The following is a 14,956-nucleotide window of genomic DNA, read 5'->3' on the forward strand; positions in this document are numbered from 1 at the left end:
TCACGCAGCGGCCTTCGCCGCGCGCTGCAGGCTTGCCGAGATCGACGCGCGGTCGAGCGGGGATTCGCCAATCACGACCAAAGCCGTGTCGCGGGTTTCGCCTTCTTTCCAGGGGCGGTCGAAATAGGCGGTCACCCGGGGGCCGACGGCCTGGATGGCCAGGCGGGCGGCCGCCCCGGGAATGGCGGCGAAACCCTTGAGGCGCAGCACGTCGTGGTCGCGGATGGTCTGCTCGATGACAGCGAGCAACTCGTCCTTGCTGCCAACGGCGGGCATGCGCAGCGAGAAGCTGTCGAAGTCATCGTGCTCGTGCGTTTCCCCGCCATGCTCGAGTTCATGATGGCTGGGGCGGTTGGCGATGTCGTCCTCGCTGCCCATGCCCATGCCAAGCAAAGCGGCGATATCAACATGGCCATTGTGGGCATGCACCACGCCGACGCCGGGGCGAAGTTCGGCGCGGATATTGGCTTCGACCTTGGCGAGGGTCGCCGCATCGACGAGGTCGGCCTTGTTGATGACCACAAGGTCGGCCGAGGACAGTTGGTCCTCGAACAGTTCGCCCAGCGGTGTCTCGTGGTCAAGCATTTCATCTTGGCGGCGCAATGCATCGACCGCGGCTTCGTCGCTGGCGAAGCGACCTTCAGCCAGCGCGGCGGCGTCGGCGACCGTCACGACGCCGTCGATAGTGACCTGGGCCTTGATTTCCGGCCAGTTGAAGGCGCGGATGAGCGGCTGTGGCAGCGCGAGACCCGAGGTTTCGATGACGATGTGATCGAATTTTTCCGGACGGGCGAGCAGCGCCTGCATGGTGGGGATGAACTCATCGGCCACCGTGCAGCAGATGCAGCCGTTGGAGAGCTCGACCATATCCTCTTCGCGGCAGGTTTCGTCCCCGCAGCCGGCGAGGATATCCTTGTCGACGCCGAGGTCGCCGAACTCATTGATGATGAGCGCGATGCGCTTGCCCTTGGGGGCATGCGCGAGGAGGTGGCGGACGAGCGTGGTTTTGCCGGCACCGAGGAAGCCGGTGATGACGGTGGTCGGGATCTTGGTCATGCGATGGCTCCCGTGGGGACGGTGGCGCTGCGCGCCGCGAAGACGTCATTGAGCTTGCCGAAGACTGTGCCCAGCACCAGCCAGAAGACCAGCGCCGTGCCTAGGGTTATGGCGGCGAATTCAGTGGCAAGGTGAGCGGGCACAGCGCTCGGTTCGTCCGGCGCCACCGGCGCACCGACGATATGGGGGACAACGACCAGGGCGATGGCCACCGCGAAGGCCCAGCTGGCACGGGTCTTGGCGAGCAGCAGGCAGGCAGCACCGGTGGCCAGCGCCGTGCCGGTCCACCAGACCTGGCGGGCGACGAGATCGGCGGCCGGCATGCCAGGCAGTTCGGGCGGCAGGCCATAGGCCGGGGCCAGCGAGAAGGTGACGAAGCCCGCAATGCCCCAGAGGAAGCCATTGGCGAAGGTGATCGGGATATTGGCGAACATCGAGATGGCGCCCATCACCAGCGCGAAGCCGGCGGCGGCGAGCACTGTGGCGAGCGTCGTATAGGCTGTGCGCTCGAAGCCGTCCTGTGGAGCCCATTCCTCGATTGCAGCCGCGTCATGCGTGTGCGCCGGGGTACCCTCGGCATGCTCGTGCTCGGCCGCGACGGCCTCGGTACCATGGCTGTGGCCGCCTTCACCCTCGAAGGTTTCGGCGTGAAGGATCAACGGGGTGACGCGGAAATGCTGGATGGCGGCCGTCAAAAGGCCAGCAGCAAGCGCTGCGAGAAGCGCAGCGGCAAACAGATTGCGGATCATGTCTTTTGTCTTTCTCTCGTTCTTCTGGTCGCGCTTCCGAACCGCAAAACCGGTTCCCACTTTTGCTGGAAGCGCTCCGAACCGCTGCCTTAGTGGCAGGGGAAGCCCATGGCGTGGCGGGTGTCGTGGGCGCCGTTATGCAGGCGGAAATCGCCGGCAAAGCCAGTGCCGACCAGCAGGGTCAGCCCGAGCATGAGCGCCAGCGAACCGGCAATGATACGCTGGGAAATCGAGAGCGACTGGAGGCCAGTCGAGACGGTATTGGTCGCGGTATTGGTCGCGGTATTCATGGCACCCTCCGTGCACGGAATAGACTTGGGCACTGTGCCCGGTTCGTGCGTTGGCAGGTCTCCTGGCTCGCGGTGATAGCCGCTCCCCTCGCCTTCCCGACCTTTCGATCAGTGGCATGAGAGGGAAGCGCACCGCTTACAGTTGCGGGGGCAGCCACGGTTTTGCGCCCTGATGGGTACGTCGCACCGTGTTCCCTTTGCAGCCTGTCGCACAAACCGTGATGGCTTGTGCTTCAGGCTGGGTATCCCTCCGGCACAACGGCCTTCGGGAACCAACACGGAATGACTGTTACGCCGCTGGCCGCCGGCGGTCAATCGCCCATGGCGCTGTCATAGCTTAGGGTCAGGACCTGCAGCCGGGTATCGAGAATTTCCAGCAGCCCCTCATCGCTGAGCACCTGAACCTCGCCAGATACCGGGGTCACGTCGATTGCGGGCGAATATTCGTCGGCCGGCGCGAAGCGCAGGGACATGTAGCAGCCACCTGGGATATCGGTGAGTTTGCCCGTCTCAATCATCGCGTAGCCACCATAGTCCCACCAGAAGCCGCCGATCAGGAAGCGCTCGCCGTTGATGGCCTCTACTTCGGCGGGCGTCATGCCGATATGGATGCCCAGCGGGCCAACCTGGGAAGGTGACAGCTGGACATAGGACAGGCCCTCGCGCTTGTCTTCGTCCCACCAGCCGAACTCCATCGCCTTTTCCGGATCGTCCGGAAACACAGTTGTTGCGAACAGCTCGGAGCCCTCGGGACCGGGCACCGTGCCGGTCACCACATTGCCGGCGCCAAAGGTGTCGATCAGCAGTTGCTCGGAACTCTGCGGCCCGAAGACGCCTTCGCAGGCGACCTGATCGGCGGACGTGGCGGCGGCAGGCTTCTCCTTGGCCATGGGGGAGGACAGCACCAGTGCGGTGCAGAGGGCAATCAGTGACAGGCGGATGAGCATGAGGTGTCCTTGGAACGGTGATTAGCGGAAATCGGGGTGGGGATAGCCGACCGAGATGGCGTCGAGCTCGATCTGCATCTGGGCCAGCAGCGGATCGTCGGACGAAAGCTCCTTGTCGCCCATGGCCGGAAGCGTGTCGACGCCCTCGGGCGCCGTGCCGTAGTCGTAGAAATTCACGCTCAGCATGCACTCACCGGGCAGGTTCGACAGGGCGCCGGATTCGAAGCTGGCAGCGCCGCCATAGTCCCACCCGAAGCCCAGCAGCGTAAACGGCTCGCCGTTGATGGCTTCGACTTCCGCCAGCGACATGCCGGTGCGCAGGCCGCCCGGGGCCACGGCCTTGTCCGGCAGCTCGATATAGCTGGGATCGCTCAGCGACTGTTCATCCCACCAGACGAATTGCAGGACCTTCTTGGGATTGTCGGGAAAGACGGTGGTGGCCAGCATTTCGCTGCCCTCGGGACCCGAGACCATGCCGGTAACAACGTTGTCGGCACCGTAGATTTCGATCAGGCGCGCCTCCGAGCTGTCGATTGCGAACGCGCCTTCGCAGGCGATCTCCTGGCCCAGCGCTGGGCCAGCCAAGGCAAGGGCTATGACCAGGGTGGTGCGAACAAGCATGGTTTCTCCTCGGATGACGCAGATTGCGCTGACGGACTGCCGTTCGCAATCAACGACTCGCGCTATGAACGTAGGCTGAAGGAGAGTTCAATGAAGCCGATCAAGTTCAGCAAGGAAGAGACCAAGGCCATTGTCGGGGAGATCCAGGATTACTTCCGGGAAGAACTTGACCAGCAGATCGGCGCCATTCCGGCCGAAATGCTGATGATGTTCTTCGTGGACAAGATGGGCGCCTATTTCTACAACCGCGGCCTTTACGACGCGCAGGCGCTGATCCGCGAGCGGATGGACAGCCTGACCGACGATATATTCGGGCTCGAACAGCCCACCAATCACCTGCGCTAGGAGGCGCCTTTGGGCCTTAATTTTGCTACCCTTGCCCCGATCGGGCTCCTGCTTGCCTCCAACATCTTCATGACCTTTGCCTGGTATGGGCACCTCAAGTGGCCCACCTCGGCGCTCTGGGCCGCGGTGTTGATCAGCTGGGGCATTGCTTTCTTTGAATACTGGCTAGCCGTACCCGCCAACCGGATTGGCGAGGCGGTCTATTCGCCGTCCGAACTCAAGACCATCCAGGAGGTCATCTCCCTCTCGGTCTTTGCCGTCTTCACGGTGTTCTATTTCGGTGAAAAGCTGACGCTGAACCATGGCGTGGGTTTCGCCATGATCGCACTTGGCGCGTTCTTCATTTTCAAGGGGCCGATAAAGTAAGGCATGTCCTGAGCGGACATCCCTATTCCAGGCAGTCGACCAGGCTCTTGGCCAACCCGCGCAACAGCTCGGGATAGAGCTCCGGTCCCTCGGCAAGCGCGCCGCCTTCGGGGTCGAGTACGCCCGCCTTGGCGGCCGTGCCTTCGCTGATGGCGGTGATGATGGTGGGCTCGAAATTGGGTTCGGCAAAGATGCAGGTGGCGCCCAGTTCGGCGACCCTGGCCTTGAGTTCATCGATGCGGGCCGCGCCGGGCATGACATCGGGGGTAACTGTCACAGAGCCGGCCAGGGTCAGGCCGAAACGAGCCTCGAAATACTGGTGGGCGTCGTGGAAGACGACGAAGGGCTTGTCCGCGACCGGTTCAAGCATTTCCGCCAGTTCGGCCTCGAGCATGTCGAGTTTGCCGAGTTCGGCTTCGGCATTGGCCTGGTAGGTGGTGGCGTTTTCCGGGTCGGCTTCTGACAGGGTCGTGGCAATCTGCGTGACCATCAGCTTGGCATTTTCGGGGTCGAGCCAGAAATGCATGTCGCCTTCGCCATGGGCATGATCGTCATGGTCGTGCTCATGTTCATGCTCATGCGCTTCACCCTCGTGCTCGTGCGCTTCGAAGGCACCGCCTTCGCGCACGGGCAACAGGGCAATTCCCGGCGAGTCAGCCAGTTCCACGACCGTAGCGCCGCCGGCCAGGGTCTCCAGCGCATTGCCCAGGAACAGTTCCATGCCGTGCCCGGTCCAGAAGACGATGTCGGCCGATTCCAGAGCACCTGCGTCCGATGGCTTGAGCGCGTAGGTATGCGGCGAGGCCGCGCCCTTGACGATCAGGGTTGGCTGACCCACGCCGGCCATGACTGCCGAAACCAGCGAATGCACCGGCTTGATCGAGGCAACCACATTGGGCGCCGCCATGGCGGTGCTGGTGAGCAGCGCCGTGGCGAGAAGGGCGGCGTGGGCAAACAGCTTCATGGGGCAACCTCGTGATATGTTATGTTATTACACTTGCCGCGGTGTTATGCTATAACGTATTTGAAGACGTCAAGGGCGGTTTTGGGAAATCGCGCCGCGGGAGCACGGAGCCGATACGAGCATGGATGCGCTGGCACCCAAGGAAACACTGATCACCCTGAGCAATGCCGGCGTGCAACGTGGCGCCCGCACACTGGTCAGTGGCGTGGACCTGACCATATCGCGCGGCGAGATCGTGACGCTGATCGGGCCCAATGGTTCGGGCAAATCAACCACCGCCAAGCTGGCGACGGGCGTGTTACGACCCACGATGGGCAGCGTAACCCGCAAGCCGGGGCTCAAGATCGGCTACGTGCCGCAGAAGCTGACCATCGACTGGACCCTGCCGCTGACGGTGGAACGCCTGATGACGCTGACTGGCCGGCACGCCGCTGGCGATATCGACGAGGCGCTCGAGGCCGTCGGCGCGCGGCGCCTGCTCAAGGCGGCAGTGCAGGAATTGTCAGGCGGCGAATTCCAGCGTGTGCTGTTCGCGCGGGCCATGATCCGCAAGCCCGACCTGCTGGTGCTCGACGAGCCCGTGCAGGGCGTCGACTTCTCTGGCGAGGTGGCCCTCTATGAGCTGGTCCGACAGATACGCGATACCACGCGTAGCGGCATATTGATGATCAGCCATGACCTGCATGTGGTCATGGCCGAGACAGACACGGTGATCTGTCTCAATGGTCATGTCTGCTGCCGCGGCACGCCTTCGGCGGTGAAGCGGAGCCCCGAATATCTCAAGCTCTTCGGCGAACGCGCCGCGAGCACGCTGGCCATCTACCAGCACCATCACGACCACGAGCATCAAGACGACGGCTGCGTGGTGCCCGACGGGCATGCGCATGACCACGGCGATCATGAGCACGACCACCACGATCATGCGGGGCACGGCCATGCTCACTGATTACTTCTCCCGCGCGCTGGTCGCCGGCATTGGCCTTGCCCTCGTTACCGGACCGCTGGGCTGTTTCGTCGTGTGGCGGCGCATGGCCTATTTCGGCGACACCATGGCGCATTCGGCGCTGCTGGGCGTGGCGCTCTCCATCCTGCTGTCGATCAACATGACGCTCGGCGTGTTTGCCGTGGCAGCCCTAGTGGCCGGCGCGTTGATCGTATTGCAGCGGCAGGCGACGCTGTCGATCGACGCGCTGCTGGGCATTTTAAGCCATTCGACGCTGGCCGTGGGGCTGGTGCTGGTGGGGTTCCTCACCACGGTGCGCATCGACCTGATGGGATTCCTGTTTGGCGATATTCTCGCAGTATCGGTCGAGGATATCGCCATCATCTATGGCGGCGGGCTGGCGATCCTCGCCATCCTCGTCCTGGCCTGGCGGCCGCTGCTGGCGGCGACGGTGAGCCCGGAACTGGCCGAAGCCGAAGGCCTGCGGCCGGAGGCGAGCCGGCTGGTGCTGATGATCCTGATGGCATCGGTCATCGCCATCGCCATGAAGCTGGTGGGCGTGCTGCTGATCACCTCGCTGCTGATCATCCCGGCAGCGACGGCGCGGCGCCTGAGCGCCACGCCTGAAATGATGGCTGTCGTGGCCGCGGTCCTGGGGGCAGTCGCGGTGGTTGGCGGGCTGTTCGGCTCGCGAACCTGGGACACGGCTTCCGGTCCCTCGATTGTGGTGATGGCTCTGATAGTATTCCTTGTGTCGCTGGCGGTTCCCGTCACGCGGCTGTTCGGCAGGAGAGTGCCCCATGGCGCATAGTCACGACCTTCCCGCGGACCTGACGCGCAACCAGGGCCTGGTGCTGGGCGCACTCAACCATTCCGAAGCGCCGCTCAGCGCCTATGATATCCTGGACAAGCTACGCGCCGACGGGCTGCGGGCGCCGCTGCAGATCTACCGCGCGCTCGACAAGCTGGTGGAACGTGGCCTTGCCCATCGGCTGGAATCGCTTAACGCCTTCGTCGCCTGCGCCGACGAGCATTGCCATCGCAAGGGGCTGATCGCCTTTGCCATCTGCGAGGGCTGCGGCAAGGTCGACGAATTCGCCGATCCGGTGATCGAGGAGCGGCTGGCCAACTGGGCAGGAGCGAAGGGCTTCAAGGTCGAGCGGACGACGATGGAAATCCGCGGCAAATGTGAGGCCTGCCTCAAGGCGGCCTAGGGAATATCCCGCTCGTATTGCGGCAGTGCGGCCAATGCCGGCAGCCAGTATTCACGCCTTATGGTCCAGCCTTCGACCTGCGGCGAAATCTCGCTGGGCGCGTCGTCCAGAGTGCCCAGGTAGATCTCGCACTGATCTTCGCTCAAGCTGAACACCCGTGAACCGCAGGCGGGGCAGAAGGAGCGTCCGTTATAGGTCCCGACGTCACCGGTATGGCTGAACTTGTCGGGCGCCCAATCGGCATAGGCGAGGAACGAGGAACCAGTAACCTTCTTGCAGTCCCGGCAGTGGCAGATGCCTGACTTAAAGGGTTCACCCACGACCTCGTAGCGCACCGCACCGCATAGGCAGCCGCCCGTTCGTACCATGTCCGACATGTTCGATTCCTCCGTCTGTGGTGAAGGAAACACCGCTGCGCTCGAAGAGTTCAGTCACCGGCCTGGCCGAAGGTCAGGAAATGCACTGCTGCCGCGCCATATTCCCGCCGATCGTCCAAGGTGAAGCCCTCGGGGATTTCCACCTCGGCCTCAACGCTCTCTTCGAAGACAATAGTCGCGCCCGGCGCCAGCCAGCCATTGGCGGCGACATGGGCCAGCGCCTGTTCGCCCAGGCCCTTGCCATAGGGCGGGTCAAGGAAGATCAGGTTGAACTGGCCGAAGGTCCCAGGCTTGCCCAGGTCGGTGGCATCGCGGCGCAGCAACTTGGTGATGCCCCCTGCCCCAAAGGCCTCGATGTGATCGCGGATCAAACCGCGCGCTTCGGCGCCGGTATCGACGAAGGTGACGTGGCTGGCGCCGCGAGACAGCGCTTCGAGGCCGAGCGCGCCGGTGCCGGCGAACAGGTCGAGCACGCGGATGCCGGAAAAGACGGGGCCGAGTCTGGAAGCAAGGATGTTGAACATCGACTCGCGGACGCGGTCTGCTGTCGGGCGGATGGAATCGTCCGACGGAGAGTTGAGCTGCTTGCCGCGGAATTTGCCGGCGACGATGCGCATGGACGAACCTTTTCAGTAGCCCTCATGGTGAGCTTGTCGAATCACGAGGGCGTAGCGAGATGGTGCCACGACCTCGTCCTTCGACAAGCTCAGGATGAGGTCTGTTGAGCCATTAAGCCTTGGGACGACGCGGTGTTGATGGACGCCCGCCGCCGCCGGTACGGCCAGCTCCGCCCGCGGGACGACCAGCACCACCGCCGGGACGACCGCCCGGCTTGCCGCCTGGGCGCGGGCCGCGCGCCGGAGCGGCACCGTCGCGCTTGGGCATGGGTTTGCCGTCAGCACGCATGCGCGGCTTGCCGTAGGTCTTGGCCTCCGAACCCAGTTCGTCGCGTCCCGCACGCGGTGCACGAACCCCGCGGGCTGGACGCTCGGCGCGCTCCGCACCCGTGCGCCCACCTTCCGCCCGGAAACGCGCCGGCTTGTCGGCAAAATTGCGGCCCGGGCGCTTGGCCTCACCCTTGAAGGCCGCGCCCTCACCCTTTTCGCTGTCGGGGCGCAGGCGCGGCGTATATTCGCGCGGGGCGGCTGCCGCAGCATCACCGCGACGCGGCCCGCGCGGCGTGCCGGTGAATTCGCGGCCCTGCGGCGGGCGGCCACCCTCGGGGCGCGCGCCACGGGGGCGATCGCCCTCTTCGCGACGCGGGCCTCGCGGCTTGTCGCCAAAGGGCTTCTTCTCGAATGGCTTCTTGTCGCCAAAGCTCTTTTTGTCGCCGAACGGCTTTTTGTCACCAAACGACTTGCCGCCCGGACGGGGCGCAGCCTTGCCGAAATTCTTCGCCGACTGGTCATCGCGATCGGGGCGCTTGACGATGCGGGTGTTGCGCTTGGCGACGAAATCTTCCGGCGCGCGGCCATCCTCGTCGAAATGCACCTTGCGGGGCGGCGGCGTATAATCGTCGTCGCGGGCCTCTTCGCGCCTGGGCATCGGCTTGCGGCTGTCGAAGCGGCCGGGACGATCCTGGCGGGGACGCTCGGCGCGCCACTCTTCCTCGGTCTTTTCGGCGCCATCGGTGAAGCGGAAGCGCTGGCGTGCAATTTCCACGGTATTGGTGCCGCGGCCGGTCAGGCGATCGCGCGTCGGCTTGCCCTCAAGGGCATTGGCTTCGGGCATTTCGCTGTCGAAATCGACGTCGGCAGCATCGGCCAGCTTCTTGCCGAGCTGGTCACGCAACATCCTGGCCTTGACGGTCTCGATGCCACCCACCGGGATATCGCCAAGCTGGAACGGACCATAGCTGATGCGGATCAGGCGATTGACCTCGAGGCCCAGGGCGCCCAGCACATTCTTGACTTCGCGGTTCTTGCCTTCGCGCAGGGCCAGCACCAGCCAAACATTGGCGCCCTGCTCCCGCTCGAGCGTGGCTTCGATCGAACCGTATTTGATGCCGTCGATCTCGATGCCGTCCTTGAGCTTGTCGAGCGCGGCCTGTGTCACCTTGCCGTGGGCGCGTACGCGATAGCGACGCAACCAGCCCGTGGCGGGCAGTTCGAGCACGCGCTTGAGGCCACCATCATTGGTCAGCAGCAGCAAGCCTTCGGTATTGATGTCGAGCCGGCCGACGCTGACGACGCGCGGCAGGCCGTGGGTTTCCAGATGCTGGAAAATGGTGTCGCGACCCTCGGGGTCCTTCTCGGTGACAACGAGCCCCGCCGGCTTGTGATACAGCCATACCCGCGTACCCTGGCGTGCAGCCAGCGGCGCACCATCAACCATGATCTTGTCGCGGTCGGTGACGTTGAAGGCCGGCGTCAGCACCTTCTTGCCATTGACCACCACACGGCCCTCGGTGATCCAGACCTCGGCATCCCGGCGCGAGCAGAGCCCGGAGCGGGCAATGACCTTGGCGAGGCGATCGCCGGTATCGGGTTGGGCTGGGGTGTCGCTCATCGGACGGTCTTTCATGTCATGCGGGACCCAATGCGGGCGGCGCGGAAAAGGCGAAGCGGCCGGATGGTCCGGCCGCTTTAAAATTCGGACGGCTAAACCGTCAGTTGCCCAGCGTGGTCTCTTTTTCGCTCAACTTGACGCCAGGACCCGAGCTGATGCCCGTCGAGGTGTTCTGGGGCGTATAGGCAGCGCGGATCGCCTTGCGCACCGATTCCGGGCATTTCGGATCGTTGATCGACACCAGTTCGCCATTGACCGAGCAAACCAAGTCGGCGTCGCCGACGCGGGTGAAATATTCCTCGGGCGGCAGATAGAGCGGGCGCTTGCCGCCGTTGGTCGACACATCCATGTTGGCGGCCTGCATGCGGGCGACCAGCGTACGGGTTTCCTGCTCGGTCAGCGGGCGACCGGCCACCGAGCGCAGGTCCACGACCTTGGCGTTGCGCAGGCGAGCCAGGTCGGCTTCGGTCAGGTTGGTGGTGTCGATCTGCACGCTGTCACTGTTGACCGGCAACTGGGTGGCGGCGGCCTCGGTCGTCGGCGCCGGGGCGGCCTGGCCGTTGGCCGGCAGCACCAGTGGGGCACGCGCATTGGTCAGGTCTTCCTTGGGCGTCTCGCCGGGCACCAGGCCAACGCCCCGCGCCGTGGTCATCATGACCTCGCGCTCAAAGGTCCCGAAATCGGTCAAGGCATTGGTGCCTTCCACGGTGGTGCAGGCACTGAGCGCCACGGCCAGCAACAGGCCGAGCGACGCCATTCCGGTCCGGGTTACCGCTCGGAGAGCAGAATGCTGCCCGGTCAAACCAATACGCATGAAACGTCCTTCAAGATGTCGGCGGCGCTTATAGCGCATAATACCAGCTAAGACCAGATTCTGGCGGCAACGTGTCTGGCATGTTCTCCGGCTTGCCGTCAGCCGGTTTCAGCGGCCGGCCGGCGCGGTCGACCCAGGCCAAGCAGATCTGCGATCAACAGGATGACGCCGATCGTGATGGCCACGTCGGCGATGTTGAAGATGTAGAACGACCAGGTGCCCCAGTGCAGGTGGAAGAAGTCCGCGACTGCACCATAGATCAGCCGATCCACGGCATTGGAGAGGGCACCGCCAATGCAGAAAGCAAGGCCGAGGCGGATCAGCGCCGAAGTGGCGCGTAGCCACCAGATGCCGAGCGCGACGATTGCGGCCAGCATAATGACCCCAAGGGTCCATACCGGCAGGCCGTCGAGCAGGCCATAGGAGATGCCGGTATTCCAGACCAGCACGTAGTCGAAGAAATCGGTGACTCGCACGATCTCTCCGCCACGCCAGCCCGTCATGGCAAATGGCACGTAGCTGGCGAAAACCTCGACGCAGGTCGCAGCCCCGATGGCAATGCAATCGGCCGAGACCTGGAATGCCTTGTGGGCCCGGTCGAGGCCGAAGGCGAGGATGGCCATGGTCAGGGAGAGGTAGACCGAGGGGTTGGTGACGTCGCGGACGTTCATAGGGGTTGCCCTCCTTCCCTTCTCCCCTTGAGGGAGAAGGTGCCCGAAGGGCTGGCGAGGGTGGTCGCCCGTAACATCAAAGCCCCGCCGCCGCGCGTTCGCGCAGGGCCTGGGCGTCGCGGAGGGACACGTCCGGATAGTCCGGGTCGGTGCCCACCTCGGGCAGCACCTTCCACGAGCGGGCGCAGCGCGTGCCCTGGGCGAGAGCAGGCACCACCGCGACGCCCGGGACATCGTCCAGGGTGAACGCTTCGGGCGGTGCCTCAGCATTGCCGATCTGGATGCCCGAGGTGATGGCGATTTCGGCCAGATCCTCGCCGGCCAGGGCGGTGAGGTAGCGCTCGTCGGTGATGAACACCTTGGGCGCGGCCTCGAGCGAGGAGCCGATGCGTTTCTCGCGGCGCTCGATTTCGAGCGCGCCGGTGACCACGCGCCGCACCGCGCGGATCAGCGTCCACTTGCTGGCCAGACCGTCGTTGAGCCACTCGGCCGGCACTTCGGGGAAGAGCCGCAGATGCACGGACGAACCGGCTTCCGGATGACGCTCCAGCCAGACCTCTTCCATGGTGAAGACCAGGATCGGCGCGAGCCATGCCGTCAGGCAATCGAACAGGTGGTTGAGCACCGTGAGCGAAGCCTTGCGTTTGATCGAGCTGATCGGGTCGCAATAGAGCGTGTCCTTGCGGATGTCGAAGTAGAAGGCCGAAAGCTCGATGTTCATGAAGTTCGTCAGCAAGGTGACGATCTTGCGGTAGTCATATTCCTTATAGGCGCCGCGCACCTGCTCATCGAGCTGGGCCAGCCGATGCAGGATCAGCTGTTCGAGCTCCGGCATGTCGCGGAAGTCGACGACGTCGCTGGCTTGGTAATGCGCCAGGTTGCCCAGCAGCCAGCGCAGCGTGTTGCGCAGCTTGCGATAGCTGTCGACCGTGGTCTGGATGATCTCCTTGCCCAGGCGCAGGTCTTCCGCATAGTCGGACGAGGCGACCCAGAGCCTGAGGATGTCGGCGCCATACTGCTTGATGACGTCCTGCGGGGCGACGGTGTTGCCCAGCGACTTGCTCATCTTGCGACCTTCGCCGTCCATTGTGAAGCCGTGCGTCAGCACGCTTTCATAGGGCGCGTGGCCATTGGTGGCGCACGATTCGAGCAGCGAGGAATGGAACCAGCCGCGATGCTGGTCCGAGCCCTCGAGATACATGGAGGCCGGGAATTTCAGATGCGGCCACTTCTGCTTGTTGCGCAGCACGAAGGCATGGGTCGAGCCGGAGTCGAACCACACATCGAGCACGTCCATGACCATCTCGTAGTCATCTGTCTTGTAGGCATCGCCGAGATAGCGCTGGGCGGCGCCCGGCTTGTACCAGGCGTCGGCGCCTTCTTCCTCGAAGCTCTGGGCGATGCGGTGGTTGACCGTATCGTCCTTGAGGATCTCGCCTGTCTCACGATGGACGAATACGGTGATCGGCACGCCCCAGGCGCGCTGGCGGCTCAGCACCCAGTCGGGGCGATCGGCGATCATGGCACGCAGGCGGTTCTGCCCGGCAGCGGGATAGAACCTGGTGGCGTCGATGGCGTTGAGAGCGCGGTGGCGCAGGGTATCGCCGGCAGCGCCGTCGATGTCGCGGTCCATATAGACGAACCACTGCGGCGTGTTGCGGAAGATCACCGGCTTCTTGGAGCGCCAGGAATGGGGATACTGGTGCTTGACGCGGCCGCGGGCGACCATGGCGTTGCGTTCGGCCAGGGCGGTGATGACACGCTGGTTGGCATCGCCTTTCTTGCCGTTATCGTCGATGACGCGGGCGCCTTCAAAGCCGGGGGCGTCCTTGGTGTAGAAACCGTCATCGCCCACGGCAAACGGGATCGTGGGGTCGATGCCGCGATCCTGCAGGAAGCGCGTGGAGTTCATCCAGATCTCGAAGTCGTCCAGACCATGGCTGGGGGCCGTGTGGACGAAGCCGGTACCGGCATCGTCCGTGACGTGCTCCCCATCGAGCAAGGGCACGTCGAAATCGTAGCCGCCGCCGAAACCGCGCAGGGGATGGTGGCACAGCAGTCCGGACATGACGGCGGGCGGCACATCCTGCAGGCGAACGAACGCCTCTACCTTGGCCTTGGCGAAAGTCTCGGCGGCCAGCTTATCGGCCAGCACGTACTTCTCACCGGTCGAGGCCCAATTGCCCTCGGGTGCCTTGGTGACCTCGTAGAGGCCATAGCCAACCTTCGACGAAAAGCTGATCGCCCGGTTGGCAGGAATGGTCCAGGGCGTGGTGGTCCAGATGACGACCGATGCACCAGTCAGGTGCTCGCGGTGGGCGATTACCTCGTCAGTGTCGGCGCCATCGACCGTTGCGATGCGGACGGTGGGGAACTTGACCCAGATCGTGTCGCTCTCATAATCCTGATATTCGATCTCGGCTTCGGCCAAGGCCGTGCGCTCGACCACCGACCACATCACCGGCTTACTGCCGCGATAGAGCTGGCCCGAGGTTGCCACCTTCATCAGTTCGCGGGCGATCTGAGCCTCGGCGTCGAAGCTCATGGTCAGGTAGGGATTGTCCCACTCGCCGAGCACGCCCAGGCGCTTGAACTCTTCGCGCTGGATGTCGACCCACTGCTCGGCAAAGGTGCGGCATTCCTGGCGGAATTCGACGACCGGAACCTCGTTTTTGTCCTTGCCCTTGGCGCGGTACTGCTCCTCGATCTTCCATTCGATGGGCAGGCCGTGGCAGTCCCAGCCCGGCACATAGGCGGAATTGTAGCCCAGCATCTGCATGGACCGGGACACGAGGTCCTTGAGCGTCTTGTTGAGCGCGTGGCCGATATGGATGTTGCCATTGGCGTAGGGCGGGCCGTCATGGATCGTGAACAGCGGCCGATCCTTGGCCTGTTCGCGCTGCAGCGCGTAGATGTCCATCTCCTCCCAGCGCTTGAGCCAGCCCGGCTCGCGCTCGGGCAAGCCGGCACGCATGGGGAATTCGGTTTCGGGCAGGAACAGCGTGGCCGAATAGTCGGTCTCGGCGGCGCCCGTGGCGGTATCGGTCATGGGAACGCAATCGGTAAGGAGGATTTGGGCCGCCTTTTAGCA

Annotated in this window: 17 protein-coding genes and 1 riboswitch; of the genes, 5 read left to right on the forward strand and 12 right to left on the reverse strand. The window is 64.1% G+C overall.

The window, feature by feature from the left end; genetic code table 11:
* From cobW to JI749_RS16265, 5 genes are all read right to left on the reverse strand, one after another.
* Positions 1 to 1,056: a cobalamin biosynthesis protein CobW gene (cobW, locus tag JI749_RS16245; RefSeq protein WP_201656332.1), complete on the reverse strand. Its 1,056-nt coding sequence runs from the start codon at positions 1,054 to 1,056 to the stop codon at positions 1 to 3.
* Positions 1,053 to 1,805 carry a CbtA family protein gene (locus tag JI749_RS16250; RefSeq protein WP_201656335.1) on the reverse strand — a complete coding sequence of 251 codons (753 nt, stop codon included), beginning with the start codon at positions 1,803 to 1,805 and terminating at the stop codon, positions 1,053 to 1,055. Before JI749_RS16250 ends, cobW begins: the two co-directional genes overlap by 4 nt.
* An 89-nt stretch (positions 1,806 to 1,894) precedes the next feature.
* On the reverse strand, positions 1,895 to 2,095 hold the full coding sequence (locus JI749_RS16255) for a CbtB domain-containing protein (RefSeq protein WP_201656338.1): 201 nt from the start codon (positions 2,093 to 2,095) through the stop codon (positions 1,895 to 1,897).
* A gap of 35 nt (positions 2,096 to 2,130) precedes the next feature.
* A riboswitch (cobalamin riboswitch) is annotated at positions 2,131 to 2,319 on the reverse strand.
* An 87-nt stretch (positions 2,320 to 2,406) separates the two neighbouring features.
* Positions 2,407 to 3,042 (reverse strand): hypothetical protein, encoded by a 636-nt coding sequence (locus JI749_RS16260; protein ID WP_201656340.1) that lies wholly within the window; start codon positions 3,040 to 3,042, stop codon positions 2,407 to 2,409.
* Positions 3,043 to 3,063: 21 nt separating this feature from the next.
* Entirely contained in the window at positions 3,064 to 3,663 is a 600-nt protein-coding gene (locus tag JI749_RS16265; protein WP_201656343.1) for a hypothetical protein, read from the reverse strand.
* 90 nt (positions 3,664 to 3,753) lie between these two features.
* Between JI749_RS16265 and JI749_RS16270 the strand changes: the two genes are divergently transcribed.
* Together JI749_RS16270 and JI749_RS16275 are read left to right on the forward strand one after the other, a co-directional pair.
* Entirely contained in the window at positions 3,754 to 4,008 is a 255-nt protein-coding gene (locus tag JI749_RS16270; protein WP_201656346.1) for a DUF2164 domain-containing protein, read from the forward strand.
* Between the two features lie 9 nt (positions 4,009 to 4,017).
* Entirely contained in the window at positions 4,018 to 4,374 is a 357-nt protein-coding gene (locus tag JI749_RS16275; RefSeq protein ID WP_267911651.1) for a DMT family protein, read from the forward strand.
* 22 nt (positions 4,375 to 4,396) lie between these two features.
* On the opposite strand, the gene JI749_RS16280 is transcribed toward JI749_RS16275, so the two are convergent.
* Positions 4,397 to 5,338 carry a zinc ABC transporter substrate-binding protein gene (locus JI749_RS16280; protein ID WP_201656349.1) on the reverse strand — a complete coding sequence of 314 codons (942 nt, stop codon included), beginning with the start codon at positions 5,336 to 5,338 and terminating at the stop codon, positions 4,397 to 4,399.
* A 121-nt stretch (positions 5,339 to 5,459) separates the two neighbouring features.
* On the opposite strand from JI749_RS16280, the gene JI749_RS16285 reads away from it, so the two are divergent.
* From JI749_RS16285 to JI749_RS16295, 3 genes are read left to right on the forward strand one after another with little or no spacing between them, the layout of a single operon-like run.
* Positions 5,460 to 6,284 (forward strand): ATP-binding cassette domain-containing protein, encoded by an 825-nt coding sequence (locus tag JI749_RS16285; protein ID WP_201656352.1) that lies wholly within the window; start codon positions 5,460 to 5,462, stop codon positions 6,282 to 6,284.
* A complete protein-coding gene (locus JI749_RS16290) occupies positions 6,274 to 7,092 on the forward strand; it encodes a metal ABC transporter permease (protein WP_201662949.1) in 819 nt (272 codons plus the stop codon). The genes JI749_RS16285 and JI749_RS16290 overlap by 11 nt, the downstream gene beginning before the upstream one ends.
* A complete protein-coding gene (locus JI749_RS16295; RefSeq protein ID WP_201656355.1) occupies positions 7,082 to 7,495 on the forward strand; it encodes a Fur family transcriptional regulator in 414 nt (137 codons plus the stop codon). Before JI749_RS16290 ends, JI749_RS16295 begins: the two co-directional genes overlap by 11 nt.
* On the opposite strand, the gene JI749_RS16300 is transcribed toward JI749_RS16295, so the two are convergent.
* The 6 genes from JI749_RS16300 to ileS form a co-directional block, all read right to left on the reverse strand.
* Positions 7,492 to 7,872 (reverse strand): GFA family protein, encoded by a 381-nt coding sequence (locus tag JI749_RS16300; protein WP_201656358.1) that lies wholly within the window; start codon positions 7,870 to 7,872, stop codon positions 7,492 to 7,494. The genes JI749_RS16295 and JI749_RS16300 overlap by 4 nt on opposite strands.
* Positions 7,873 to 7,922: 50 nt before the next feature.
* The gene (rsmD, locus tag JI749_RS16305; RefSeq protein ID WP_201656361.1) at positions 7,923 to 8,489 is read right to left on the reverse strand and encodes a 16S rRNA (guanine(966)-N(2))-methyltransferase RsmD; all 567 of its coding nucleotides are present in this window, start codon (positions 8,487 to 8,489) and stop codon (positions 7,923 to 7,925) included.
* A 112-nt stretch (positions 8,490 to 8,601) separates the two neighbouring features.
* Positions 8,602 to 10,380 (reverse strand): pseudouridine synthase, encoded by a 1,779-nt coding sequence (locus JI749_RS16310; protein WP_201656364.1) that lies wholly within the window; start codon positions 10,378 to 10,380, stop codon positions 8,602 to 8,604.
* A gap of 100 nt (positions 10,381 to 10,480) precedes the next feature.
* Positions 10,481 to 11,137: a hypothetical protein gene (locus JI749_RS16315; protein WP_201656368.1), complete on the reverse strand. Its 657-nt coding sequence runs from the start codon at positions 11,135 to 11,137 to the stop codon at positions 10,481 to 10,483.
* Positions 11,138 to 11,292: 155 nt separating this feature from the next.
* Positions 11,293 to 11,865 carry a signal peptidase II gene (gene lspA / locus JI749_RS16320; protein WP_201656371.1) on the reverse strand — a complete coding sequence of 191 codons (573 nt, stop codon included), beginning with the start codon at positions 11,863 to 11,865 and terminating at the stop codon, positions 11,293 to 11,295.
* Positions 11,866 to 11,941: 76 nt separating this feature from the next.
* Complete coding sequence (gene ileS, locus JI749_RS16325; protein WP_201656374.1) at positions 11,942 to 14,914, reverse strand: isoleucine--tRNA ligase; 2,973 nt, start codon at positions 14,912 to 14,914, stop codon at positions 11,942 to 11,944.
* Between the last annotated feature and the right edge of the window lie 42 nt (positions 14,915 to 14,956).

Origin of the sequence: Devosia oryziradicis, assembly GCF_016698645.1 — a bacterium.
In the GTDB taxonomy this organism is placed as follows: domain Bacteria; phylum Pseudomonadota; class Alphaproteobacteria; order Rhizobiales; family Devosiaceae; genus Devosia; species Devosia oryziradicis.